Raw genomic sequence first — 23961 nt, 5'->3', positions numbered from 1 at the left:
ACATCTGCCCCGCGCCCGCAAGCCGAACGAAGGCGACCCGGCCCGAGGCCGGGGGTCCGGGGGGCGTCCCCCGGCCCTCCCGGCCGGGCGCGAGGTCAGAAGTGGATCGCGCGGCCGTCGGCGTCGAGCACCGATTCGTGCATCATCTCCGACAGGGTCGGGTGCGGGAAGACGGTGTGGGCCAGGTCCTCCTCGGTGGTCTCCAGCTGGCGGCCGACGATGTAGCCCTGGATCAGCTCCGTCACCTCGGCGCCGATCATGTGGGCACCCAGCAGCTCGCCGGTGGTCTTGTCGAAGATCGTCTTCACCATCCCCTCGGGCTCACCCAGGGCGATGGCCTTTCCGTTGCCGATGAAGGGGAAATGCCCGACCTTGATGTCGTGCCCGGCCTCCTTCGCCTTGGCTTCGGTCAGGCCGACCGAGGCGACCTGCGGATAGCAATAGGTGCAGCCCGCGATGCTCTCGGGGCGGACGGGGTGGACGTCGTTCCTGCCGGCGATCAGTTCGGCCACCATGACGCCTTCGTGCGACGCCTTGTGCGCCAGCCAAGGCGCGCCGGCGATGTCGCCGATGGCATAGACGCCCTCGACTCCGGTGCGGCAGTATTCGTCCACGATGACGTGGGAGCGGTCGACCTTCACGCCCGCTTCCTCCAGCCCCAGACCCTCGACATTGCCGACGATGCCGACGGCCGAGATGACGGTGTCGAACTCATGCTCCTCGGCCTTGCCGTTCGACTCGATGGTGGCGACGACCTTGTCCTTCTGGCGGTCGAGCCCCTTCACGATGGCCTTCTGGAGGATCTTCATCCCCTGCTTCTCGAACTGCTTCTTGGCGAATTTCGAGATCTCCTCGTCCTCCACCGGCAGGATGCGGTCCATGACCTCGACCACGGTCGTTTCGGCGCCAAGCGTGTTGTAGAAGCTGGCGAACTCGATCCCGATGGCACCGGACCCGATCACCAGCAGCTTCCTCGGCATGTGCGGCGGCTGGAGCGCGTGCTTGTAGTTCCAGACCCGCTCCCCGTCGGCTTCCAGCCCCGGCAGGTTGCGCGCCCGCGCTCCCGTGGCGACGACGATGTTCTTGGCCGTCAGCTCTTCGGTGCCCTTGTCGGTCTCGACCGAGACCTTGCCCTTCCCGGCCAGCTTCGCGCCGCCCATGATCGTCGTGACCTTGTTCTTCTTGAACAGGTGCCCGATCCCGCCGGAAAGCTGCTTGGCCACCCCGCGGGAGCGCTTGACGACCGCGTCGAGGTCGTAGCCGATCCCCTCGGCCTTCAGCCCGAACTCCTTGGCGCGGTGCATCAGGTGGAAGACCTCGGAGGAGCGCAGCATGGCCTTGGTCGGGATGCAACCCCAGTTGAGGCAGATGCCGCCGAGATGCTCGCGCTCGATGCAGGCGACGTTCAGGCCCAGCTGCGCGGCGCGGATGGCGGCGACGTAGCCGCCGGGGCCGGCGCCGATCACGATCATGTCGAAACTCTTGGCCATGGGGGTCTCCGGTGAAGGTCGTTTCACGTCACGCTATGCGCTGAACCGCCCGGAGGGAACCCCGCCGCCCTGCCCTCGCGTCATGGCTGCCCTGCGCTCAGATATCCGGGTCCGACCAGCGGACCCAGCCGACGAACAGCACGACAGCGGCGATCAGTGCGGCGAAATACCCCACCGGTATCAGCCAGATCGGCAAGGCCGTCGCCAGGACGACGGTTCCCAGCAACGACGCGGCCGCCATGACGGCCAGCGAGACGTGGGCGGTGCGGGAATGGGTCAGGTAGGTCGATTTCATGGCCGGGTCCTCCTGTCTCGGAAATGCCCCCGACCCGGTCCCGGTTCCCCGTCTCAGCCCGCCGCCTGCAACTCCCGCAGGACGGCGCCGTAGCCGCCGGCCTCGATCATCCCGGCCTCGCGCGCCGTGCCTGGCCGCCCCAGGGCGTCGTTGCGATAGGGGAAGCGGCCGTAGCGGCGGATGATCTCGCGATGCGCGCGCGCATGCAGCAGCGTCTCGGACGCGTCGAGCCGCATCAGGATCAGCCGCACCGCGCGGGCCTGGTCGGCGAGGCTCTCGGAATGTTCCAGCGGCAGGTAGAAGAACTGCCGCGCGGCGCCCTCGACGCCGAGGTCGGCCCGCGCCGTCACCGCCTGCTTGGCCACCGCCAGCGCCAGTTGATCGGTGGCGAAGGCGCGGCCGTCGCCGCGGAACATGTTGCGCGGGAACTGGTCCGTCAGGATCAGGAAGGCCAGCGTGCCGCGGGGCGAGCAGCACCAGTGTCCGAGATGACGCGCCTCGCGCCAGAGGCCCATGAAGCGGTCGCGGATCTCTGCGTCGAACGCCTCGCCCCCCTTGTACCAGCCTTCGGGTCCGGCCTCCTCCAGCCAGAACCGCAGCACCTCCTCCGCGTGCGCATCCATCCTCGTTCCCTTCCTCAGGCCGCGTTCTCGCGGTCGGCGGCGATCTGCTCTTCCCATTCGTCGACGACGGTCGTCATCGTCACCGGCGTCACCGCACCGCCCGCCACGGGCACGAAGGCCGCGGCCTCGTCGACCACGGTGGACTTGCGACGCGTCATCCGCCATAGCGCATAGCCTGCCAGCAGCGCCATCTGCGCCCCGATGAACAGCCAGAATCCGCCGGGACCGACGAAGCCCATCAGCCAGCCGGTGATCAGCGGCCCCCCGATCGCCCCCACCCCGTTGACGAAGAGCAGTTGCGCCGAGGCAGCGGCCATGTCGTCCGTCGTGAGGTAGTCGTTCGTATAGGCCAGCAGCAGGCCATAGAGCGGGTTCGCCATCCCCCCGACAAGCGCCCCGGCGACGAGGATGCCGACAAAGCCGCCGAGACCGGCGAAACCCAGTGCGCAGGCGGCCAGCCCGATGAAAGACAGGACGATGACCAGCCGCCGCCGGTCCATCCGGTCCGACAGCCAGCCGATCGGATATTGCAGCACCAGCCCGCCCGCATAGATCGCCGAGACGAACAGCGCGATCTGCGGCGCCGTCAGACGCTCCAGCGCCCCGTAGACGCCCGCCATCCCGAACACCGCCGAGAACACGGCGCCCAGCAGGAAGATGCCGACGAAGCCCAGCGGCGAGGTATGATAGAGCGTGCGGAAGGACATCGCCTTGGCCGTCTCGAAGGGCGGCACCGGCGTCGCCGACAGCAGGATCGGCGCGAAGGCCAGGCTGACCAGCACCGAGACGATGATGAACAGCTCGTATTCCGCCGCATCCCCCAGCGCGAACAGCGCCTGCGCGGCCACGATCCCGACCATCTGCGCGATAAGGTAGAGCGACAGCGCCCGGCCCCGCGTCTCGTTGGTGGTGGTGTTGTTGAGCCAGCTCTCGGCGACGATGTAGACGCCGCAGAAGCAGAACCCCAGCAGCAGGCGCAGGCCCGTCCAGGCGATCGGGTCGACGATCGCCGGATAGAGGACCAGCCCCGCGCTCGCCAGCGAGCCGAGCGCGGCGAAGACACGGACATGGCCGACGCGGCGGATCATCGTCGGCACCAGCTGCGAGCCGAGCAGGAAGCCCGCGAAATAGGACGACATCACGACCGACATGGCGCCGGTCGAGAAGCCCTCGATCTCGCCGCGCACGCCGAGCAGCGTGCCCTGGATGCCGTTGCCCAGCATCAGGAGCGTGATCCCGAGCAGCAATGCCCAGGAATTTCTCAGAACGATCAGCATGACGGGCCTCGTCGGGTCGAAGTGTCGGCCCGCGCCTACGCGGGCGGCCCCCGCCGGTCCATCCCCTTTCCGAAGCCGCGGACTTCATTCGCGACCCCGCGCCGGGGCCGGATCACCCCCGCCCGCCGCCGCCCGGCAGAAGCAGCGAGGCGTCGCCGTAGCTGAAGAACCGGTAGCGTTCCCGCACCGCATGGGCATAGGCCGAGAGCATCCGCTCCCGCCCCATCATCGCGCTGACCAGCATCAGGAGCGTGCTCTGCGGCAGGTGGAAATTGGTGATGAGCCCGTCGGCGACGCGGAACTCGAAGCCCGGATAGATGAAGATGTCGGTCTCGCCCCGGAAGGGCGCGATGGCGCCTCCGCGCGCCGCCGTCTCGATCAGGCGCAGCGCGGTGGTCCCGACTGGGATGACCCGACCGCCCTGCGCCTTCGTTTCCCGGATCGCCTCGACCACCTCCGGATCCACATTGCCCCATTCGGCATGCATCCGGTGCGTGGTCACGTCCTCGACCTTGACCGGCAGGAAGGTGCCCGCGCCGACATGCAGCGTCACCTCCGAGAAGGCGACGCCCCGGGCGCGCAGCGCCTCCAGCAGGGGCGCGTCGAAATGCAGGCTGGCCGTCGGCGCGGCCACGGCGCCGGCATGGCGCGCCCAGATCGACTGGTAGTCCTCGCGGTCGCGGGCGTCGGGCGCGCGCTTCGCCGCGATGTAGGGCGGCAGAGGCATCTGCCCGGCCGCGTCGAGTGCGGCCTGCAGGTCGCCGCTCGCGCTGTCGAAGGCAAGCACGACCTCCGTCTCGCCCTTGTCGGTCACGGTCGCGGTCAACCCTTCGCCGAACTCGATCCGGTCGCCCGGGCGCAGCTTGCGCAAGGGCTTGCCCAGCGCCTTCCAGGACCCGTCGGGCCGCGCCTCGGTCAGGGTGAACTCGCAGCGCGCGCGGCCGGAACCGTCGGCGGTCGCGCGCAGGCGGGTCCCGGTCAGCCGCGCCGGGATGACCTTCGTGTCGTTCAGGACCAGCCGGTCGCCCGGCCGCAGCCAGTTAACGAGGTCGGTCACCCGGTCGTCCGAGATCCGCCCGGGCTCCACCACCATCAGCCGCGCGGAGGAGCGCGGCACGGCGGGCCGCGTGGCGATCAGCTCCTCTGGGAGCTGGAAGTCGAAGTCGCTGAGTTTCATGCCGCGCCCTTACCCTCCCGGCGGGGGCCTGCGAAAGATCTCGCGGAACACGCCGGGCGTCAGGATCGACAGCGGATTGACGCCGACCTGCGGGGCGCTGGCCGGGCCGCGCAGGCTGTAGGTGAAGCCGAACAGCCCCTCGTCGCGGCGCGAGAACAGTGCGCCGAACAGGCCGTTGACCACGTAGATGGGCGAGACGACGCCCTCCAGGTCCATCACCTTGTCGCGCAGGTCGTAGGTCCCGTCCGCAGTGATGGACATCGACGGACCCACCGCGCTCGCCCGCCGGACCACGATGTCGCCGGGGCGGAGGGTGAAGTCGCTCTCGACGGAGGAGAAGAAGAGGCCCTCGCCGGTCAGCTGCTCGAGGATGCCCACGACCGACAGGGTCTGCAGCAGCGAGGCGAGCGCCGGGGCGTTTCGCACCCGCAGGTCGGCCACCCGGAGCGCGCCGTCATAGACGCCCTCGCGCCCCGTGGGCCGCAGCGTCAGCTGGATGCGCCCGCCCCGCGCATCGCGGAACAGCCCGGAAGAGCGCAGGACGCCGCCCGCATCGCCGCCCTCGACCTGCACGGCGGTGCCCCCCCGCTGCGGCACGACGATGCCCTCGACCCGCGTGCCGCCGTTGATCGCCCCCGCGAAGCTGCCCGAGCCGTCGCGCAACGTTGCCCGCAGGCCCGTCAGGGCGATCCCCTCGGTGATCGTCAGGCTGTCGAGCGCCACGTCGAGCGGGCTGCCCCCACCGCCCGAGCCGCCGCCCCCTCCGGCCAGTTGCGCACGCCTGAGATCGGCGCGCCCGCCGCGGATCGAGATGGCCGGCGCCGCGCCCGGCCCCCGTCCGGTCAGCGTCAGGGGGCCACGGAACCAGCCGGTGTCGACACGGTCGAAGGTCGCGCGCTCCAGCCCGCCGCCGGGGCGGAGCGCGATCCGGCCCGTGGCCTCCAGCCCCGGGGCGTCGAGCGTGATGCGCCGGATCTCCGGCGCGGCGCCCAGATCCGCCTCCAGCGAGAAGTCCGCGGGCCGGCCCGGGGGCTTCGACCAGGAGATCGCGGACAGGCCGACGCGCATCCCGTCCAGCCGGGACCTGACGGTCAGGCGCGGCGGCGCCCCGCGCGCCAGCGTGACGTCGATTTGTGCCGGGGTGCGGCCCGACAGGTCCAGCGCGGCGAGCGAGATGCCCAGCCGCGCGAGGTCCTCGGGCGTCACCTGCGCCGTGCCCGCCACCGTGCCCGGCCCCGCGGGCGGGCCGGGGGGCGGCGGCGCGCCGGGCACCATCGGCGCGGTTCCGGGCGGCGGAAGGGGCTGGCGCCAGGTGCCCTCGAAGGGGATGCCCTCGAAGGTGAGCGCGCCGCCGATCTCGACGGCCTCGGGCGTCGCCGTCATCGAGAGGCGGTCGGCCCTGAGCGTCCGGCCCGGCACGATCCGGTCGCTCTCGACGTCACGCAGGACCGCCTCGACCGCCCAGTCGATATCGGCGGGCGCGTTGCCCGGACGCAGCGGCAGTGCCACCTCGACCCGCGCCTCGCCCCGGCCGGAGGCGAGGTCGCGGGTCTTGTCCAGCCGCTCCAGCAGGCGCAGGGGCGGGTTGTCGAGCAGGGTCAGGACGTCGCCGATGTCCCCGCCCGCGTTCAGCACCAGCTCGGCCATCTGCGGCTGCGCGGTGGCGTCGGGGATGACGAAGGTGCTGCCGCCGATCTCCAGCCGCGGCACGTCGGGCCCGTCCGCCTGCCCCGGACCCAGCGCCGGGACGGCGGCGCTGTCGATGCGCAGCACGAAGCGGCGCCCGTCGAACTGTGCGGCGCCTGCCGCCGCCTCGGCGGGCGGCATGTGCTGCATGAAGCGGACCGCGCCGTCGGCATAGGCGAAGCTCGCCTGGACCTCGGGCGGCGTCCCGGGCGCGAAGCGCAGCACGGCCGTGGCCTCGGTCGCGGTGCCGCCGATCATGTTGCGCGTGAACCAGCCGCGCGCGCCGGGGCGGAACTCGGGCGGCCAGAGCGCCTTCAGGTCCTCCACCGGCATCTCGGGCACGGTCAGCCGCAATCCGCCGCGCAACCCCTCGCGCGGGAAGGCGACCTGTCCCGAAAGCTGCGCGGTGCCCGAGGGACCGGTGACCATCGCCTGCCCGATCTGGAGCGCGAGCGGCCTCTGCGTCAGCCGCACCGCCACCGCGCCCTGGTCGAAGGCCACGCGCCGCTCGAACAGGCCCTCGGGGTCGAGCACGGTCTCGCCCAGCCGCAGCTGCAGCTGGACGGGGCCGGTCGGGCCATCCTCCAGGATGACCTGGCCTGCGGCGCGCAGCGACAGCTCCTCCGAGCCGGCGGAGATCTCGGAAAGGGCGATCCGGTCGCTGCCCGGCACCCAGTCCAACGCCAGCGCCGCCCGGTCGAGCCGCAGGTCCGGGCGGTCGGTCAGCACCGCGTCGCGCAGGCCGGCGCGGCCGGACAGGGGGCCGAGCCGCCCGTCCGCCCCGATCTCGCCGCCCGCCTCGATCGAGACCGTCCCGCGCACCAGCCGCAGGGCGGGAACCTCGGGCAGCACCTCGGCGAGGTAGCCGAGCGGCAGGTCGGTGAGCGCGGCCGAGGCCTCGGCCCCCGCGCCGCGCGTCAGCCGCAGCGACAGGTCCGAAGCGCGGCCCGGGCCGGTCGGCAGGCGGGTGGCGAGGGTCAGATCGACCGTCCCGCCCTCGCGCGTGATCGAGAGCGTGCCGTCGGTCACGTCCTGCGAGAGCCCGGTGATCGCGTCGCTCAGCCGCAGGGTGATCCCCTCGACGCGCACCGCGTCGAGCCGCGCGATGGCCGGCGCGGCGAGCAGCCCGTCGAGCAGCGCAAGCGCCTCGGCCGGATCGCGCGGCAGCGCGCCGACGCCCGCGCCGAGCTGGAGCGAGAAGCGCCCCTCCGCATCGCGCGACACGTCGAGTGCGAGTCCGGCGAGATCGACGTCGCGCGGCCGCAGCCGCCCGCGCAGAAGGCTGCTGCCATCCAGCGTCACCATCGCCTCCGGCAGCGTGACCAGCGCCGCGCCGTCGCGCGTCAGCACCAGGTCGCGCGCGCCGAGCCGCAGAACGTTGTCCTCGACATCCCAGGCCAGCGCGACGCGCCCGATGGCCAGCGCCGCAGGGCCCAGTCCCTCGGTCGCGCGCCGCTCGACTTCGGCCACGACCCAGCCGGGCAGCAGGATCGCGCCCCGCGTCAGCCGGTAGCCCGTGCCGACAGCGAGGCCCGTCGCGACCAGCAGCAGCGCCAGCAGCGTCCGGCGCAGCCAGCCCAGCTGGCGTCGGGGGGAGAGGGGCATCGCGGCTCCGGCTGTCGGATCGGGGCGGGTTCATCTTGACCTGGGGCCGGCCGGGTTCCAAGTCCAGCGCCACCGCAACGAGGAACCGCACATGTCCGAGATCACCGCAGGAAGCCCCGCCCCCGATTTCACCCTGCCCCGCGACGGCGGCGGCGAGGTCTCGCTCTCCGAGATGAAGGGCAGGCAGGTCGTCCTGTACTTCTACCCGCGCGACGACACGCCCGGCTGCACCAAGGAGGCCATCGCCTTCACCGGCCTCGCCCCCGAGTTCGAGGCGGCGGGCGCCACGATCATCGGCGTCTCGAAGGACAGCGTCGCCAAACACGACAAGTTCGTCGCCAAGCACGAGCTGGGCGTGATCCTGGCCTCCGACGAGGGGGGCACGACCTGCGAGGATTACGGCGTCTGGGTCGAGAAGAGCATGTACGGCAAGACCAGCATGGGGATCGAGCGCGCGACCTTCCTGATCGGGCCGGACGGCACGGTGAAGCAGGTCTGGCGCAAGGTGAAGGTCGACGGCCATGCCGAGGCGGTGCTCGAGGCGGTGAAGGCGTGACGTCCGGGGTCGGCCCCGCATGACGCCCCTCGCCCAGATGGCCGTGGAGGTGCTGGCGACGGCGGATCCCCGCGCCAAGACCGCGCTGTCGCGCCGCCACGCCGCGGCCTGGCAGGCGGCGCGCGCGGCGGGCGAGCTGCCGCTGGTCGGGACGGCACGGCCACCCGACCGTCCCGCGCGTCCCGACAAGCCGGAGCTGCTCGACCCCCGCGACGTGCCGCGGCGCAGGCCCGGCACGCCGGAGGGGCGCATCGCGCTGCTCCATGCCGTCGCGCATATCGAGCTCAACGCCGTCGACCTGCACTGGGACGTCATCGCCCGCTTCGCCCATGTCCCGATGCCGCCCGGCTTCCACGACGACTGGGTCCGCGCGGCCGACGAGGAATCGAAGCACTGGGGGCTGATGGCCGACTGCCTGGAGGCGGAGGGCAGCCATTACGGCGCCCTGCCCGCCCATGCCGGCATGTGGCGCGCGGCCGAGGACACGGCCGGCGACCTGATGGCGCGCCTCGCCGTGGTGCCGATGGTGCTGGAGGCGCGCGGTCTAGACGTCACGCCCGGCATGATCGGCATCTTCCGGAAGGCCGGGGACGACCGCGCGGTCGCCGCGCTGGAGACGATCTATGCCGAGGAGGTCGGGCACGTCGCCTATGGCTCGAAGTGGTTCCATTTCCTCTGCGGGCGCCACGATCTCGACCCGAAGGACGTCTTCCACGACCTCGTGAGGCGGCATTTCCGTGGCGCGCTCAAGCCGCCCTTCAACGAGGAAAAGCGCGCCGAGGCCGGTTTACCTCCTGATTTCTATTGGCCTTTGACCGAAGCGCCCTGAAGGCGGGCTCTCCCCGATCGGCAGGATTCTGCGCAAAATCTGCACGAGAGGGCCGCTTCCGTGACCGTCGGTTGCCCGACCCGCCATCGCATGTCACAGACACCGGAGCACGGATTCGGGGGACATCGAGCCGTGGCAAGGGGAACGGTCACGTCACGGCAGGGCGACTTCAGCCTCCGTGCGGCCACAGGAAATAGGGAGACGGGAGTTTGAAGCAGCGCCTGTCGGACAAGCTGAACGGACGGCTTGAGCGGTATCTACCCGAGCAACGTCTCTTTCTGAAATCCGATGACGGCACGCGCTTCGTACGCCTTCGTCCCGCGACCCAGGCCGGCATCCTGACCGGCGGCGCGCTGCTGGTCGGCTGGACGGCGGTCGTGACCGCCTTCTTCCTGATCGGCGCGATCAGCTCCAACTCCTCGCGCGAGCAGGCCGCCAACGCCCAGGCCGCCTACGAATCGCGGCTCGGCGCGCTCGCCTCCGAGCGCGATGCCCGCGCCCGGGATGCCGAGGAGGCGCTGACCCGCTTCTACACCGCGCTCGACGAGGTCTCGAAGATGCAGGAGGAACTGCTCGCCTCCGAGCAGCGCACCCGCGAGCTCGAGACCGGGATCGAAGTGATCCAGCGCACGCTGCGCCGCACCGTGGCCGAGCGCAACGAGGCGCGCGACCAGGTCGAGGCCGTGATGGCCAAGCTGGAGGACGCGCCCGAAGCCGCCGCCCGCGCCGAACGCCTGCATGCCGACGCCGCCGTCACCGCCGCCGCGCTGACCGAGGCGCTGGGCGCGACCGTCGAGGAGCGCGACAGCGCCCGGGCCCTTGCCGCCGGCGCCGACGGCCAGATCGACCGCATGCAGGCCATGGCCGAGGCCATGGAGGCCCGCAACGACCAGATCTTCCGCCGCCTCGAGGAGGCCGTGGAGGTCTCGCTGGAGCCGCTGGACAAGGTCTTCTCGCGCTCCGGCATCTCGACCGACGCCATCCTGGAGCAGGTCCGCCGCGGCTATTCCGGCCAGGGCGGCCCGCTGGAGCCGGTCATCGTCTCGACCCGCGGCGACGCCTCGGGCATCCCCGACGAGGACACGGCCCGCGCCAACCGCCTGCTCGACCGGCTGGAGGAGGTGGAGCTCTACCGCATCGCCGCCGAGAGCCTGCCGCTGGCGCATCCCGTGCCCGGCCCGCACCGCCGCACCTCGGGCTTCGGCCCGCGCTGGGGGCGGATGCATTCCGGGCTCGACTTCGCCGGTGGACGGGGTTCGGACATCGAGGCGACGGCGGCGGGCACCGTCGTCCATGCGGGCTGGCAGTCCGGATACGGCAAGCTGGTCAAGATCCAGCATCCGATGGGGTTCGAAACCCGCTACGCGCATCTGAATTCCATCGATGTCAGCGTCGGCCAAAGGGTCTCGCGTGGGCAGCGCATCGGTGGTATGGGAACCACTGGACGGTCTACCGGCGTGCATCTCCACTACGAGATCCGCCGGGGAGGCAAGGCCCTGAACCCAGTCACCTTCTTGAACGCAGGCGCAGATGTTTTCTAAATCCAAGCTGAACCAGCCCGGCGGCGACGCCGAAAAGCCCAAGCAGCCCGGCACGCCCGCAGGGTCCCAGCCGTCGCAGCCGCCGTCGAAGCCCGCCGGGATGGAAATGGGGTCCGGAATGTCCGCACCGAAGCCGAAGGTCGCCGCATCGACCCTGTCGAACGACCTGACGATCAAGGGCGACATCACCACCACCGGCGACATCCAGGTCGAAGGCAATATCGAGGGCAACATCCACGCCCACCTGCTGACGGTCGGCGAGGGTGCCATCGTCCGCGGTGAGGTCGTCGCCGACGACATCGTCGTCAACGGCCGCGTCGTGGGCCGGGTGCGGGGCCTGAAGGTGCGCCTCACCTCGACCGCGCGTGTCGAGGGCGACATCATCCACAAGACCATCGCGATCGAATCCGGCGCCCATTTCGAGGGCGCGGTCCAGCGCCAGGAAGACCCGCTGGGCGGCAAGTCCGGCGGCCATGCCGGCGGGTCGAGCGCTGCGCCGAAGGCCGAGGCCCCCAAGGGCTGAAGCCCGGCGGCACCCGCCGATGAAGGAACCCGACGCGACCCGGACCCCGCCCCTGGAGTGGAGCGGGGTTCGTCGTCTTCCGGGCCTGACCGGCCGCATCCCCGACGGCCGCCGGGAGGCCGTGGTCCTGACCACGATCGGCTCGCTCGGCGATCTCTATCCGGTCCTCTCGGTCGCGCGTGCGCTGGAGGCGCGGGGGATCGAGCCTCGGCTCGCGCTCTCGCCCGACGATTGCGACATGGCGCGCCGCTGGGGCCTCCTGGCCACGCCGGTCGGCCCCTCCGAGGCGGAGATGTGCGAGGCGCTGGGGCTCAGCCGCGACCAGATCGCGGCGGCCGTGCTGAAGGACCCGAGCCCGCTCATCCGCGATGCGCTTATGCCTCTCCTGCCCGGGATGGCGCGCGAGATCGCGACGCTCTGCGACGGGGCGGGCTGCGTCGCGGGGACGACCTTCGCACTGGCCGGATCGCTCGCCGCCGAGATGACGGGGCTGCCGTATGTGCCGCTGATCCTGCAGCCCTACATGGTGATGGCGCCCTCGGACCCGCCGAGCGGCGGGCCGTTCCGTCTGACCCGGCCGGCGCGCGGAGGGCTGCGCCTCGGCTGGAACTGCTTCGTGATCCTCGCGGCGAAGTCCGTGCTGCGGGCGCGCCACGGGCGCGACCTGACGCGGGTGCGGCGCAATCTCGGCCTGCCCCGGCAGCCCGGCACGCCGCTTCTGGACCACGGGGCCGAGGTTCCGGCGCGGCTGGGCCTCTGGTCGGCACGGTTCTCGCCCCTGCCGCCCGACGGGCCCTCGGGGCTGGAACTGACGGGCTTTCCGCCCGCGCCCGAGGGCGATCTGCCTAAGGAGGTCCGCGACTGGATCGCCGGGGGCCCGCCCCCTCTGGTCGTGACGCTCGGCTCGATCGCGCAGGGGCTGGGGCGCGAGGACTTCTGGGACGAGGCCGCCAAGATGGCCCGGGCGATGGGCCTGCGCGCGGTGCTGCTGCATGGCGAGACCCCTGCCCCCTCCGCCCCAGACCTGCTGCCCCTGCGCTACGCGGCGCATGCGCCGCTCTTCCCGCTCGCGGCCGCAGTGGTCCATCATGGCGGAATCGGGACGACGGCGGAGGCGCTGCGCTCCGGACGGCCGCAACTGGTGCTGCCGGTGGGCGGCGACCAGCCCGACAATGCCGCGCGGCTGGTGCGGATGGGGGCGGCGGTGACGATGCCGGTGCGCGACTTCACCGCCGAGGCCGGGGCGCGGCTTCTGGTCGACTTCCTGCAGCGCTACGACTGGAACGCGGCGGCACAGCGCGGCACGGCGCTGACCGAGGAGGACGGCGCAGCGCAGGCCGCGCGCCACCTCCAGCGGATCGTGCTGGCGTCGTGACCAGGACCGCGACCGTGTCCTGAGCCTCCGGGCGAGGACGTCGGCACCTCGGCAGGCCACGGCGCCGGGTATCCGGTTCTCGAGCGGCGTGCTTGCTTGCGGCCGTGTCGAGGCGGCTTCGGGCCTCGCCGGATCGCCGGGCCAGGGTGGCGGTGCCGTCTTCGTGCAGGAACGACCGCTCTGCCGCCCGCCCGACCTACCCCGCCGCCTCGGAGCGCGACTTGCCGGAGGCGTCCGAGGCCAGCACCGAGGCCATCAGCCCGTCGAGATCCCCGTCGAGCACCCCGCCCGTGTCCGAGGTCTCGTAGCCCGTGCGCAGGTCCTTCACCATCTGGTAGGGCTGCAGCACGTAGGACCTGATCTGGTTGCCCCAGCCCGCGTCGCCCTTGGCCTCGTGCGCGGCGTTGATGTCCGCGTTCCGGCGGTCCAGTTCCATCTGATAGAGCCGCGACTTCAGCGCCTTCATGGCGATGTCGCGGTTCTGGTGCTGGGACTTCTCCGACGAGGTCGTCACGATCCCGGTCGGCAGGTGGGTGATCCGAACCGCCGAGTCGGTCGTGTTGACGTGCTGCCCGCCCGCGCCGGAGGATCGGTAGGTGTCGATCCGGATGTCGGAGGGGTTCACCTCGATCTCGATGTTGTCGTCGACCACCGGATAGACCCAGACGCTCGCGAACGAGGTCTCGCGCGTGCCCTTGCCGAAGGGCGAGATCCGCACCAGCCGGTGCACGCCGCTCTCGGACTTGAGCCAGCCATAGGCGTTCTTGCCGCTGATCTTGTAGGAGGCCGACTTGATGCCCGCCTCGGACCCAGCCTCTTCCGACTGAAGCTCCGCCTCGAAGCCGCGGGACTTGGCCCAGCGGACATACATCCGCTGCAGCATCTCGGCCCAGTCGCAGGCCTCGGTCCCACCGGCGCCCGCGTTGATCTCGAGGAAGGTGTCGTTGCCGTCCGCCTCGCCGTCGAGCAGCGCCTCCAGCTCCTTCTCGGCGGCCTTGTCGACCAGCTTCGCGATGGCGGCCTCGGCCTCGGCGACGACTTCCTGGTCGTCCTCCATCTCGCCCAGCTCGATCATCTCGGCATTGTCGGAGGCGTCGCGTTCCAGCGCCTCGATGCTCTCGATGCCGTCCATCAGGGCCTGGCGGTCGCGCATCAGCTTCTGCGCGCGGGCAGGATCGTCCCAGAGGGTCGGATCCTCGATCATCGCGTTGAATTCCTCCAGCCGATGCGCGGCGGTCTCCCAGCCGATGCGCTGCTTGAGCAGCGCGACCGACTTCCGTATCGCCTCGATATTGTTCTGAACCTCGGCGCGCATCTGACCTCTCCTTCTTCGGCCCGCACCTAGACCGGGCGGAGCGGCGCGACAAGGTGGGGACCTTCACCCCGCCGTTGCGCGTTCGGGGGAAAGAGCTAACTGAATCCTGATCGTGAACGGAGAGGTCGAGATGAGCGCAAATGACAGAGGATCGGGTGGGGTCAGCGGCCTCACGCTGGGACTGGGGGCCTTGGCGCTGCTCGCGCTGATCGGCATGGTCTACTTCGCGGTGACCGGCCGAAGCACGATGGAGCAGTTGCGCGCCGCCGAGCTGGAGCGGGAGCAGGTCGCAGAGGCGATGGCCGCACTTGAGGCGGCCTCGGGCGAGTTGACGGATATCGAGTTGCGCCTGGCCGATGCCGACGGCGCGCTGGCCGAGATCGAGGCGCAGCGCGGCGAGTCGCAGGCCCAGTTCGAGGCCGAGCTGGCCGAGCTGGCTGCCCAGCGCGACGCGACCGCAGGCGACTACGAGGCGCAGCTTGCCGAGTTGGCCGCCAATCTCGACACCGCGCGCGCCGATTTCGAGGCCGATCTCGCCATCCTGACCGAGCGTCGGGACGTGGCCCTGTCCGAGACCGAGAGCGCCGAGGCGGAGCTGGAGCTTGTCGTTGCGGAACTCGACCAGCAGCGCAGCGCGACCCAAGCCCTGCGCAGCGAGGCCGAGGCGCTGACCGAGCAGCGCGCCGCCGACGAAGCCCGCCTGGCCGAGATCGAGCAGGCGATCATCTCCCAGACCGAGGAGCTGGAAGCCGTCGGAGGCCGGCTGGAAGAGGCCCGCAGCACGGAAGCCGCGCTGCGCGAGACCCTGTCCGAGCTGCAATCCGAGGCTGCGACCATCACCGAGGAACTGGCGCAGGCCGAGGCCCGTGCCCAGGAAGCCCGCGCCGCCGAGGCGGAGCTTGAGGCCCGCATGGTCGAGATGGAGGACACCGTCGCCTCGCTGGAGGAACGCCGGAACACGGTCGAGACGGAGCTCGCCGACCTGACCGAGCGCCGCGACGTTCTGCAGACGGACGTCGACAACGCCTCCGCGCAGCGCGAGGCGATCCAGACCGAACTGACCGACGTGACCAACCTTCTGTCGAGCCGGTCCGAGGAACTGGCCGCGATCGAGCAGCGCGTCGAGCAGGCCATGACGACAGCCGCGGCGAGCGGTTCCGAAGCGGCGGAGGCGACGTCCGAAGGCGAGTCCTCCGGCACCGCCGGGGCCGGGGAAACCGAGCCGGGCGCCGAGGCCGCGCCGGAGATCGCGGTCATCGTGCCGCCGGAGCCGGAAGGAACCGACGCGATCGTCGAGCAGGAAGAGGCGGCCGCGCCCGAGGCCCCGCAAGGCGTCATCGGCGGCGGCCAGGCCGGTGCCCTGTTCGTCGCCCCCGAAGGAGCCGCGCCGCAGGGCGGCTTCGTCGCCGGGACGACCCCGGACCCGACCGCGGCCGAACCGGCGCTCGCCGGGACCGCGCAGCTTCAGGCTGGCACCTATGTGATGGACGACCTGTCCTTCACCTTCGCCGACGACGGGAGCTTCGAGATGACCAACCAGGCACGCGGCGAGAGCGCCACGGGCACCTGGTCGGTCGAGGATGGGGTTCTTATCCTGGCCGATGTCGAGGGCGAGGCAGCGGCGGCGATCGGCTTCCCGCTGAGCTGCGAACTGACGGTCACCGACGACGGGTTCGAGCTCGCCAACCCCGAGAGCGGCGGCTGCGACGTCCTGGCCGATACGGTCTTCGCGGCGGAATGAACCCGGCTTCGGGCGGCCCTGCCCGGGCCGCTCTGCCCGACGATGAGGAGGACCGGCGCCCGCAAGGCGCCGGTCCTTCTCGTTTTGGGGCCGTCGACGCGGGATGCGTCGCAGCCGCCCCGACCTAGGGAACACCGGATCGGGCGAAGGCGCTGTCCCCCCGCGCGGCTCGCCGGCACCACTCTCGCCTCCAGGCTCGCCCGTCGCAGTCGCGACGCCGACTTCCTGCTGACCCATCAGGCCAAAGGCGGGCGCTTCCTCGCCCGCGACAGGCCCGACGCGAACGTCGTTCCCTTCGGCACCCCTGCGCCGGTGGCCCGGCAGGAGCGCGAGGCCATCGCCCGGCATGACCCGCCGATGTCGCGGCTTCCGCGCAAGGGCCTAGACGGCTGGCATTGAATGACTGCATCTCTATGCTGCTCAGGACGCGGGCCCGCCTGGTGGGTGGGCGAGCTCGCCTGCACAGCCCGCCGGGCTCGCGTTTTGGCAAGGAACGTACGGAGGTCCTGTCTTGGAGGGAGCAGCGAATATCGGCGACCATCGAAGCCTCTTCCGAGGCACGAACTGGGCTGCGACCTCCCTTGGGGCTTCAGAGGATTGGCCTCCGGCGCTGAAGACCGTCGTCGGGATCGTCCTCGGCTCCTCCACGCCCATGGCCGTCTGTTGGGGCGACGACTTCATCTTTCTCTACAATCAGGCCTGGGCCGAACTGGCCGGAGACGGGCACCCGGACGCCCTGGGCAAGCCGGCGCAGGACGTTTTTGCCGAAGCCTGGGACAAAATTGGCCCCGTGTTCGGTAACGTCATGGCCGGGAACGGCTCATGCCGGATCGAGGATGGATCGCTTCCCGTCGGTCGCGCTGCAGTCGGCGGTGCCCGGTTCAGCTTCGTCATGGACCCCATTCCGCTGGAGGACGATGCCATCGGAGGGATCCTCGTCACCGCATTCGAGACGGCGGACCGCGTGCCGGCACTGCGCGATGAGCAGGAAGCGACTGCGGCAGCGCGGGACAGCGAGCAGGAAAAGTCGTTTCTGCTCAAGCTCTCCGACGCGCTCCGCCCGCTGTCCGATCCGGTGGCGATGCAGACGGTCGCGGCGAAGCTGCTCGGCCGGCATCTCGGCGCGAACCGGGTGCATTACGGCGAGGTCCGCGCCGGGACTGACGACGAGTTTTCGGTGACGATCCACTGGGGATACGGCGACGGGCTGCCGCCGATGGTCGGCACCTTTCATCATCGTGCGGAGGGCTGGGGCGAGCAGCTGCTCGCCTCCTACCGCGCCGGGCGGACGGCGGTGTGCCACGACATCGATGCCGACCCGACCATCCGCTCGGAAGAGGCAGCAGTCATCGGCGGCGCAGGGTTCCGTGGCTATGTGACCGTGCCTCTCGTCAAGCAAGGCACATGGGTGGCGATGCTCTCGGTCCACAGCACGACCCCGCGCAGGTGGACCGACAGCGAGGTCGCCCTGGTGGAGGAAACGGCGGAACGGACCTGGGCCGCCGTGGAACGGGCGCGCGCCGAGGCCGCCCTGCGCGAGAGCGAAGCGAGATATCACGCGCTCTTCGAATCGATCGACGAGGGCTTCTACCGGGCGAGGACCATCTTCGATACCGACGGCCGCTGCATCGACATCGCCTATGACGACGAGAACCCGGCAGCCGTGCGAATGACCGGCCGGTCCTTCCGCGGGCACCTGCTGAGCGAGATGGGGCCATACGAGGACTACTGGCTCGAAATCTTCGGCCACACCGCGCGCACGGGCGAGGCGCAGCGGCTCGAACGCCATGCCGCGCCCGACGACAGGTGGTACGACTTCTACGTGTTCAAGCCGCCTCAGTCGGGACCGCAGGATCTGGCGGTCATCTTTCGCGACGTGACGGACCAGAAGCGGTCGGAGGAACGTCAGAACACGCTCACGGCCGAACTGGATCACCGGGTAAAGAACATCCTTTCGGTGGTGCAGTCGATCGCACGGCAAAGCCTCGGCCGGTCCGAAGAGGCCACGAGGCTGACGGGAAGGATCTCCGCCCTGGCGCAGTCGCATGCGATGCTGGCCGCCAACCAGTGGGAGGGCGCGCGGTTCGGCGAGCTGGTGGAGAATGCCGTCGCGCCATACCAGAGCGACGACGGGACACGGATCGCCCTCGGCGGGCCTGATCTGAAGGTCATGCCGAAGCCGGCGCAGACCCTGACGCTCGCGCTTCACGAGCTTGTCACCAACGCCGCCAAATACGGAGCGCTCTCGCGGCCGGAAGGGCGGGTCGTCGCGGAATGGACGCTGACGGGTGAGGGAGACGACCGAAGGCTCTCGTTTCGCTGGACCGAGCGCGGCGGCCCGCCCCTGGAAGGGCGACCGAGCCGGAGCGGTTTCGGTTCGCGGCTGATCGAGCGGACGCTTGCCTACGAACTGGAAGGCGTGGGGACGGTCGACTTTGCAAAGGAAGGTTTGCAGGCGGTCTTCGACCTGCCGATGAGAAACATCCGCGTGCGAAACGCGTGGCAGCCCCGTGAGGACCCGCAGGAGAATGCAGCGCCGCCACGCGATCCGGCATCCCTGGCCGGCCGGAGGATCCTCGTGGCCGAGGACGAGGAATTCGTCGCCGAGGAGACCGCAGAAGCGTTGCGCGCCGCGGGCTGCACTGTCGTCGGTCCATTCCCGACCCTGGCGCGCGCACTGATGGCGGCCGTGTCCGAGGAGCTCGATGCGGCGGTTCTCGACGTCAACCTCGGCGGCGACCTGATCTGGCCAGCCGCGATGGCCCTCGCGGCACGCGACATCCCCATCGCCTTCGCGACGGGATATGTCCGCGATCTCCAGGCTCCGCCGCAGTTCGCGGATGCACCCTGGATCGAGAAGCCTCTGCTGCCGCATCGGCTCCTGTCGGCGGTGGCGGGACTCTTTCCGGATGGATCGGCAGGCTGATACGCCAGACCGTTGCCGCGGAACGCCCCTGCCCTGCTGCCGTAATCCTGGGTCGGTCGCAGACGCCTGGAAGCACCGGCACTGCGGACGCGGACCCACTTCCGGGCGTTCAGCGGGCCCGGGCCGGTCGTTCCTGCTTCAAGCGCCAGCCGGGTCCGCAGCGGACTCAGCCGGACGTGGAGCAGACATTCCTTTCAGGAGATTGGACGGATATGTGCTGGCGCCATCGGACGCCGATATGCGATGCGGCGGCCAGGCGGAGGACGAACATGCACGCGCTCTTCTTCGAAATGCAGCCGAAGCCCGGGCATCTCGACCATTACTTCGAGCACGTCGCGCGGCTGCGTCCGGTGCTTGCCCGGCACGAGGGGCTCGCGTTCCTCGACCGGTACCGGTCGCTCGACGACCCAGATCTGATCCTGTCGCATCAGTTGTGGAAGAGCGAGGACGACATCGTCGCCTGGCGCGAGGATGCCGAACACCGCCGGTCGCAGGAGGCCGGAAACCGCGTGCATTTCGCGAATTACCGCATCCGGGTGGGCGAGCGGATCCTTCACGGACGCCCGCATGTGGATGGCCCGGCGCGCCCCGCGACAACCTCCACCTCCTTCCTGCTCGCGCTCTACGGCACCAAGCCCATGCGCGACGCCGGGTTCTCGGCCTTCGCAAGCTTCAACCGCGAAGGGCAGCACGTGTCGCTGGCCACTTTCGGCAGCATGGCGGAGGTCGAAGGCGTGCTCGGCTCCGGTTCAGACCGCGACGGCATCGACGAGATCGCCGCCTATGCCATCCGCCGCGACTACGGTCAGTTCGACCGGGCAGAGGCGCCCCAAGGCAGGTCTGCCTGAAAGGATCGGACCGGGTGATGGAGCACCCGGGCCAAGCGCTCGTCGGCACCGCGACCCGATCGCCGCAGCTGAATGGCTCAGCCTTCGGCTTCGCCATGACCAGGCAGGATCCGGCGGCCGTCGAGGGTCAGGCTCGCGGAAGGCCCGCAAGGTCGGTTCTTCGGCTCCGCCGTCAACCCACGCTCGGGCTTCAGCCATGTCCACAACGCCCCGGCGCGACAGCGAGAGAGCGGCTTCCCGGACCGGGAAGCGTAATCTGCCGCTCATGAAGCGCCTGCTTGCCCGTAGTCGCTGACAGGCCGCACGATAACGGGGGGCTGAGCGGCCGATACCGCGACGTCGCGTGCTGCAGGCGTCGAGAATTGCGCTGGACGTCGGGACACAGGCAGGGGCCTTGATCCTGCTGCCCGGACCGAATCCCGTTACCGCCGCCTTCAAACGCGACTATTTCGCCCTCATGGATATCGTTCTCGTCACCACGATCATCGCGTCGCTTTTCCTCGTCATCGGCGCGGCGGAGCCGCTCGCTGCGCGGCTGCGCCTACCCTACAGCGTGATCCTCGCCGGACTCGGCGTGCTGATCGGCGCGGGCGCGATCTTCTTCCTGCGGACGGAGCTTACCGACGCGCTCAACCCGGTGGCCGAGGCGATCCTCGGGCTGCCGATCCGGTCCAACGTCTTCCTCTACGTCTTCCTGCCGACCCTGCTGTTCCAGGCGACGCTGGGGATGAACCTGCGCCGGATGCTCGACGACTGGGTGCCGATCCTGGTGCTGGCGGTCGTCGCGGTGGTCGTGGCGACGCTGAGCGTGGGCTACGCGCTGTCCTGGGCCAGCACGCTGCCGCTCGCGGCCTGCCTTCTCATCGGCGCGATCGTGTCGACGACGGACCCCTCGGCCGTGGTCAGCATCTTCCGCTCGATCTCGGCGCCGCGACGGTTGGCGAGGATCATCGAGGGCGAGAGCCTGTTGAACGACGCTGCGGCCATCGCCCTCTTCGGCCTGTTCATGGGCTTCGTGATGCTGGGCATGCCGGACCCCGAACTCGACGAGGCGCTCGCGCGCTTCCCGCTTCTGATCGCGGGCGGCGCCTTCACGGGCTGGCTTGCGGCACGGGCGGCCGTCTGGATCATGGCGATGTTCAGACGGCACGAACTGGCGCAGATCTCGATCTCGGTGGCGCTGCCCTACCTCGCCTATATCGGCGCCGAGCAGAGCGTCGGCGCGTCCGGCGTGATCGCGGTCGTGGCGGCGGGCCTGACGCTCAACCTCACCGGACCGGGCCGGTTGCCGCCGCAGGCCTGGGCGAACCTGCGCGAGCTCTGGGACGTGCTGGCGCATTGGGCCGGAGCGCTGATCTTCATCCTCGCCGCGCTGCTGATCCCGCGCCTGCTGGAGGAGGTGCGGGTCGAGGACTTCGCTCTGGTCGGCGTGGTGATCCTCGCCGCCATCGCGGCGCGGGCGGTCATCCTGTTCGGGCTGCTGCCGCTTCTGACCCTGGCCCGGCTCTCGCCCCCGGTCGAGCGGCCCTACCGCATCGCCATCCTCTGGGGCGGGCTGCGCGGCGCGGTGACGCTCGCGCTGGCTCTTGCCGTGACCGAAAGCTTCCGGGTGCCCGACGGCATCCAGCGCGTCGTCGGCATCCTCGCCACCGGCTTCACGCTCTTCACGCTGATCGTGCAGGGCACGACGCTTCGCTGGGTGATCGGGCGGCTCGGGCTCGACCGGCTGTCGCCCATCGACGAGGCACTGTCGCGGCAGGTGGTGGCGGTGGCGCTCCAGACGGTGCGCGAGGACGTGGCCCGGACGACCGAGAATTACGAACTGAGCCGCGAGACCGTGCGCTCGGAGGCCAAGCGGTTCGGCGAACGTCTGGAAGCTGCGGTGAACGCGGCCGAGGACAGCGCCGACATCCTCGACCGCGACCGGATCACGCTCGGGCTGATCGCGCTGGCGGGGGCCGAGCGCGACACGATCCTCGCCCGCGTGCGGGAGCGGACGATCTCGGCGCGCATGGCCGATCAGGTCCTGTCGGAGGCGGACCGGCTGATCGAGGGGGCGCGCAGCGGGGGGCGCAGCGGCTACAACCGCGCCGCCCGGCGCAGCGTCGCCTACGGCCCGGGCTTCCGCGCCGCCGTGCTGCTGCACGGGCGCCTGCGCCTGTCGGCACCGCTTGCGCGCCTGACCGCCGACCGGTTCGAGCGGCTGCTGTCGCAGCGGCTGATCCTGCGGGACCTCGGCGCCTTCATCGACGGCCGCATCCGGCGCATCCACGGGCGGCGGGTGGCGGAGCTGCTTCAGGAATTGCTGTCGCGGCGGATCGAGTCGGTGGAGACGGCGCTGGACGGGCTGCGCCTGCAATATCCCGGCTATGCCGAGGAGCTGGAGCGGCGCTTCATCCGGCGCACGGCGCTGCGGCTGGAGGAGCGCGAGTATACCGCGATGCGCGAGGACGGGCTGATCGGCGCCGAGGTCCACACCTCCCTGATGCAGGAGCTCGACGCCCGCCGGGCCGCCACCGAGGAGCGCCCGCGTCTCGACATCGCGCTGCAGCGGGTGGAGCTGGTGCGGCAGTTCCCGCTCTTCGAGGAGATAGACGAGGCGGTGCTCAAGCGCCTCGGGCGGGCGCTGGAGGCCCGTCACGTCGATGCCGGCGAGGTGATCGTCCGCAAGGAGAGCCCCGCGAAGAGCGTCTTCTTCATCGCCTCGGGGGCCGTGGAACTGGAAGCGGCCGGTCAGACCTGGCGGCTCGGGCGCGGCGAGATGTTCGGGCACCTGGCGATCCTGACGCGGAAGGCGCGCCGGACGGAGGTCCGGGCCATCGCGCCCTCCACGTTGCTGGTGCTCGACGAGGCGCGGTTCCGCCAGTTGTTCGACCGCAGCTCGGCCGTTCGCGCCGCCGTCCGCGCGAGCTCGGAGAAGCGCGGGATCGATCTGGAGGACATGTTCAAGGGCGAGACCGAGACCGCCTGATACGGCAGCGGCGCGCCCTGCCGGGGTCGCTCCTACGTCGCGTCGCACGCGGCGAAGCTCCGCCCATCATCTGTCATCGGCGCGGCGAGGGTCTTCGGGTTCATCCGGGGCCGCGCTGCCGTCGTGCCCATCGCGCGTGGAGGGCGGGGGCGTGGCCTCCTGACGAGAAGGGAACAGCCGACAGTCCCGGCGGCTGCGAGCGGGCGCTGACGATGTGTCGGACGGGCGCGCCACCGTCATGCAGGTGCGGAGTGTCAGGGGGGCCGAGCGAAGCTCCGCCTCGCGAGACGAGCCCGGGACCAACGCAAATTTTGTTCGTCGCGCTTCTTGACCTTCCAGCGCTGGAAGACCCGACATCCGATCCGACAGAGAAGGAGACAGACGATGGATTTCAAGGTTCAGGGCATGACCTGCGGACATTGCGAACGGGCGGTGACGCAGGCGGTTCGGAGGCTCGACCCGGACGCCGCCGTGACGGTGGACCGGGTGGCGGGCCGAGTGTCGGTCGAAAGCCGGACGGACGCACAGGCGATCCGAAAGGCGATCGAAGACGAAGGCTATCCCGTTTCCCACTAGCGCGCGGCTCCGCGTCAGCAGCGGAAGCATCGAGGAGAATACCGATGAAACTCAAACGATCACGCGTCCTGGCCGGCGCCATGGCCATGCTGGTCGTCGCCGGAGGCGCCCTGGCCCAGATGAGCCATGACGACGGGCACGGCATGATGCACGGCGACGGCCAGACAATGCCAGGGATGGGCACTGAGATGCCGCATGGCGATCAAACGGGAGCCGGCCACGAAGCGCACGGCGCCGGTTCCGCCGTCGGCTCCGGTTCGGCAGCTATCGATGCCTACCGCGCCGCCAACCTCGCGATGCACGAGGCGATGGAGTTCGAGTTCACCGGCGACGCGGATGTCGATTTCGCCCGGGGAATGATCGGACACCATCAGGGTGCGATAGACATGGCCCGCATCGTCCTGGAACACGGCGAGGACCCGGAGCTGCGGCGGCTTGCGGAAGAGGTGATCGAAGCTCAGGAGGCCGAGATCGCCTTCCTGCAGAACTGGTTGAGCGAAAACGCCAAGTAAGAGCCAAATCTTCCCCTGGCGGCACCGGCCTTGCCACCGGTGCCGCCAGGGTTCGGGGACGCGCCGTTCCGGAGGGTGTGCTGCCCCGGCCGCGC

18 protein-coding genes are annotated in these 23961 nt (G+C 70.6%); 11 read left to right on the top strand and 7 right to left on the bottom strand.

The features are described from left to right. Positions 1–95: 95 nt before the first annotated feature. The 6 genes from lpdA to DR046_RS14525 form a co-directional block, all read right to left on the bottom strand. Positions 96–1490 (bottom strand): dihydrolipoyl dehydrogenase, encoded by a 1395-nt coding sequence (gene lpdA / locus DR046_RS14550; protein ID WP_115383126.1) that lies wholly within the window; start codon positions 1488–1490, stop codon positions 96–98. Positions 1491–1587: 97 nt separating this feature from the next. Further along, complete coding sequence (locus DR046_RS14545) at positions 1588–1785, bottom strand: hypothetical protein (RefSeq protein ID WP_115383125.1); 198 nt, start codon at positions 1783–1785, stop codon at positions 1588–1590. 53 nt (positions 1786–1838) lie between these two features. Beyond that, positions 1839–2408 carry a DUF924 family protein gene (locus tag DR046_RS14540; protein ID WP_115383124.1) on the bottom strand — a complete coding sequence of 190 codons (570 nt, stop codon included), beginning with the start codon at positions 2406–2408 and terminating at the stop codon, positions 1839–1841. Between the two features lie 14 nt (positions 2409–2422). Beyond that, entirely contained in the window at positions 2423–3685 is a 1263-nt protein-coding gene (locus DR046_RS14535) for an MFS transporter (RefSeq protein ID WP_115383123.1), read from the bottom strand. Between the two features lie 112 nt (positions 3686–3797). After that, positions 3798–4862 (bottom strand): tRNA preQ1(34) S-adenosylmethionine ribosyltransferase-isomerase QueA, encoded by a 1065-nt coding sequence (queA, locus tag DR046_RS14530; RefSeq protein ID WP_115383122.1) that lies wholly within the window; start codon positions 4860–4862, stop codon positions 3798–3800. A gap of 9 nt (positions 4863–4871) precedes the next feature. Beyond that, complete coding sequence (locus tag DR046_RS14525; protein ID WP_115383121.1) at positions 4872–8153, bottom strand: AsmA-like C-terminal region-containing protein; 3282 nt, start codon at positions 8151–8153, stop codon at positions 4872–4874. A gap of 91 nt (positions 8154–8244) precedes the next feature. On the opposite strand from DR046_RS14525, the gene DR046_RS14520 reads away from it, so the two are divergent. From DR046_RS14520 to DR046_RS14500, 5 genes are all read left to right on the top strand, one after another. Beyond that, positions 8245–8709, top strand: a complete 465-nt coding sequence (locus DR046_RS14520; RefSeq protein ID WP_115383120.1) for a peroxiredoxin — start codon at positions 8245–8247, stop codon at positions 8707–8709. Between the two features lie 19 nt (positions 8710–8728). Next, the gene (locus DR046_RS14515) at positions 8729–9538 is read left to right on the top strand and encodes a ferritin-like domain-containing protein (protein WP_115383119.1); all 810 of its coding nucleotides are present in this window, start codon (positions 8729–8731) and stop codon (positions 9536–9538) included. A gap of 209 nt (positions 9539–9747) precedes the next feature. Then, positions 9748–11079 (top strand): M23 family metallopeptidase, encoded by a 1332-nt coding sequence (locus tag DR046_RS14510; RefSeq protein ID WP_115383118.1) that lies wholly within the window; start codon positions 9748–9750, stop codon positions 11077–11079. Beyond that, a complete protein-coding gene (locus DR046_RS14505; RefSeq protein WP_115383117.1) occupies positions 11069–11602 on the top strand; it encodes a bactofilin family protein in 534 nt (177 codons plus the stop codon). The genes DR046_RS14510 and DR046_RS14505 overlap by 11 nt, the downstream gene beginning before the upstream one ends. Before the next feature lie 19 nt (positions 11603–11621). Further along, a complete protein-coding gene (locus tag DR046_RS14500) occupies positions 11622–12977 on the top strand; it encodes a glycosyltransferase (RefSeq protein WP_167767124.1) in 1356 nt (451 codons plus the stop codon). Between the two features lie 196 nt (positions 12978–13173). Here DR046_RS14500 and prfB read toward each other — a convergent pair whose 3' ends face one another. Beyond that, entirely contained in the window at positions 13174–14292 is a 1119-nt protein-coding gene (gene prfB, locus DR046_RS14495; RefSeq protein ID WP_115383115.1) for a peptide chain release factor 2, read from the bottom strand. 130 nt (positions 14293–14422) lie between these two features. Between prfB and DR046_RS14490 the strand changes: the two genes are divergently transcribed. From DR046_RS14490 to copM, 6 genes are all read left to right on the top strand, one after another. After that, positions 14423–16033 carry a coiled-coil domain-containing protein gene (locus tag DR046_RS14490; protein WP_115383114.1) on the top strand — a complete coding sequence of 537 codons (1611 nt, stop codon included), beginning with the start codon at positions 14423–14425 and terminating at the stop codon, positions 16031–16033. A 652-nt stretch (positions 16034–16685) separates the two neighbouring features. Then, complete coding sequence (locus tag DR046_RS14485; RefSeq protein WP_135227306.1) at positions 16686–18959, top strand: HWE histidine kinase domain-containing protein; 2274 nt, start codon at positions 16686–16688, stop codon at positions 18957–18959. A 269-nt stretch (positions 18960–19228) separates the two neighbouring features. After that, on the top strand, positions 19229–19807 hold the full coding sequence (locus tag DR046_RS14480) for an antibiotic biosynthesis monooxygenase family protein (protein WP_167767123.1): 579 nt from the start codon (positions 19229–19231) through the stop codon (positions 19805–19807). 457 nt (positions 19808–20264) lie between these two features. Further along, complete coding sequence (locus DR046_RS14475) at positions 20265–22778, top strand: cation:proton antiporter (RefSeq protein WP_115383192.1); 2514 nt, start codon at positions 20265–20267, stop codon at positions 22776–22778. 384 nt (positions 22779–23162) lie between these two features. Further along, positions 23163–23354, top strand: coding sequence for a heavy-metal-associated domain-containing protein (locus tag DR046_RS14470; RefSeq protein ID WP_115383111.1), 192 nt, complete (start codon positions 23163–23165; stop codon positions 23352–23354). Between the two features lie 44 nt (positions 23355–23398). Beyond that, positions 23399–23866, top strand: a complete 468-nt coding sequence (gene copM, locus DR046_RS14465; RefSeq protein ID WP_306418050.1) for a CopM family metallochaperone — start codon at positions 23399–23401, stop codon at positions 23864–23866. Positions 23867–23961 lie beyond the last annotated feature (95 nt).

The sequence above is a fragment of the Jannaschia formosa genome (assembly GCF_003340555.1).
GTDB classification, from domain to species: Bacteria; Pseudomonadota; Alphaproteobacteria; order Rhodobacterales; family Rhodobacteraceae; genus Jannaschia; species Jannaschia formosa.
This window is presented reverse-complemented; position numbering and strand designations above follow the sequence as displayed.

Bases quoted from the DNA above. Each gene is read 5' to 3' on its own strand.
- lpdA (WP_115383126.1), bottom strand. From the start codon at position 1,490: ATGGCCAAGAGTTTCGACATGATCGTGATCGGCGCCGGCCCCGGCGGC.
- DR046_RS14545 (WP_115383125.1), bottom strand. From the start codon at position 1,785: ATGAAATCGACCTACCTGACCCATTCCCGCACCGCCCACGTCTCGCTG.
- DR046_RS14540 (WP_115383124.1), bottom strand. From the start codon at position 2,408: ATGGATGCGCACGCGGAGGAGGTGCTGCGGTTCTGGCTGGAGGAGGCC.
- DR046_RS14535 (WP_115383123.1), bottom strand. From the start codon at position 3,685: ATGCTGATCGTTCTGAGAAATTCCTGGGCATTGCTGCTCGGGATCACG.
- queA (WP_115383122.1), bottom strand. From the start codon at position 4,862: ATGAAACTCAGCGACTTCGACTTCCAGCTCCCAGAGGAGCTGATCGCC.
- DR046_RS14525 (WP_115383121.1), bottom strand. From the start codon at position 8,153: ATGCCCCTCTCCCCCCGACGCCAGCTGGGCTGGCTGCGCCGGACGCTG.
- DR046_RS14520 (WP_115383120.1), top strand. From the start codon at position 8,245: ATGTCCGAGATCACCGCAGGAAGCCCCGCCCCCGATTTCACCCTGCCC.
- DR046_RS14515 (WP_115383119.1), top strand. From the start codon at position 8,729: ATGACGCCCCTCGCCCAGATGGCCGTGGAGGTGCTGGCGACGGCGGAT.
- DR046_RS14505 (WP_115383117.1), top strand. From the start codon at position 11,069: ATGTTTTCTAAATCCAAGCTGAACCAGCCCGGCGGCGACGCCGAAAAG.
- DR046_RS14500 (WP_167767124.1), top strand. From the start codon at position 11,622: ATGAAGGAACCCGACGCGACCCGGACCCCGCCCCTGGAGTGGAGCGGG.
- prfB (WP_115383115.1), bottom strand. From the start codon at position 14,292: ATGCGCGCCGAGGTTCAGAACAATATCGAGGCGATACGGAAGTCGGTC.
- DR046_RS14490 (WP_115383114.1), top strand. From the start codon at position 14,423: ATGAGCGCAAATGACAGAGGATCGGGTGGGGTCAGCGGCCTCACGCTG.
- DR046_RS14485 (WP_135227306.1), top strand. From the start codon at position 16,686: ATGGCCGTCTGTTGGGGCGACGACTTCATCTTTCTCTACAATCAGGCC.
- DR046_RS14480 (WP_167767123.1), top strand. From the start codon at position 19,229: ATGCACGCGCTCTTCTTCGAAATGCAGCCGAAGCCCGGGCATCTCGAC.
- DR046_RS14475 (WP_115383192.1), top strand. From the start codon at position 20,265: ATGGATATCGTTCTCGTCACCACGATCATCGCGTCGCTTTTCCTCGTC.
- DR046_RS14470 (WP_115383111.1), top strand. From the start codon at position 23,163: ATGGATTTCAAGGTTCAGGGCATGACCTGCGGACATTGCGAACGGGCG.
- copM (WP_306418050.1), top strand. From the start codon at position 23,399: ATGAAACTCAAACGATCACGCGTCCTGGCCGGCGCCATGGCCATGCTG.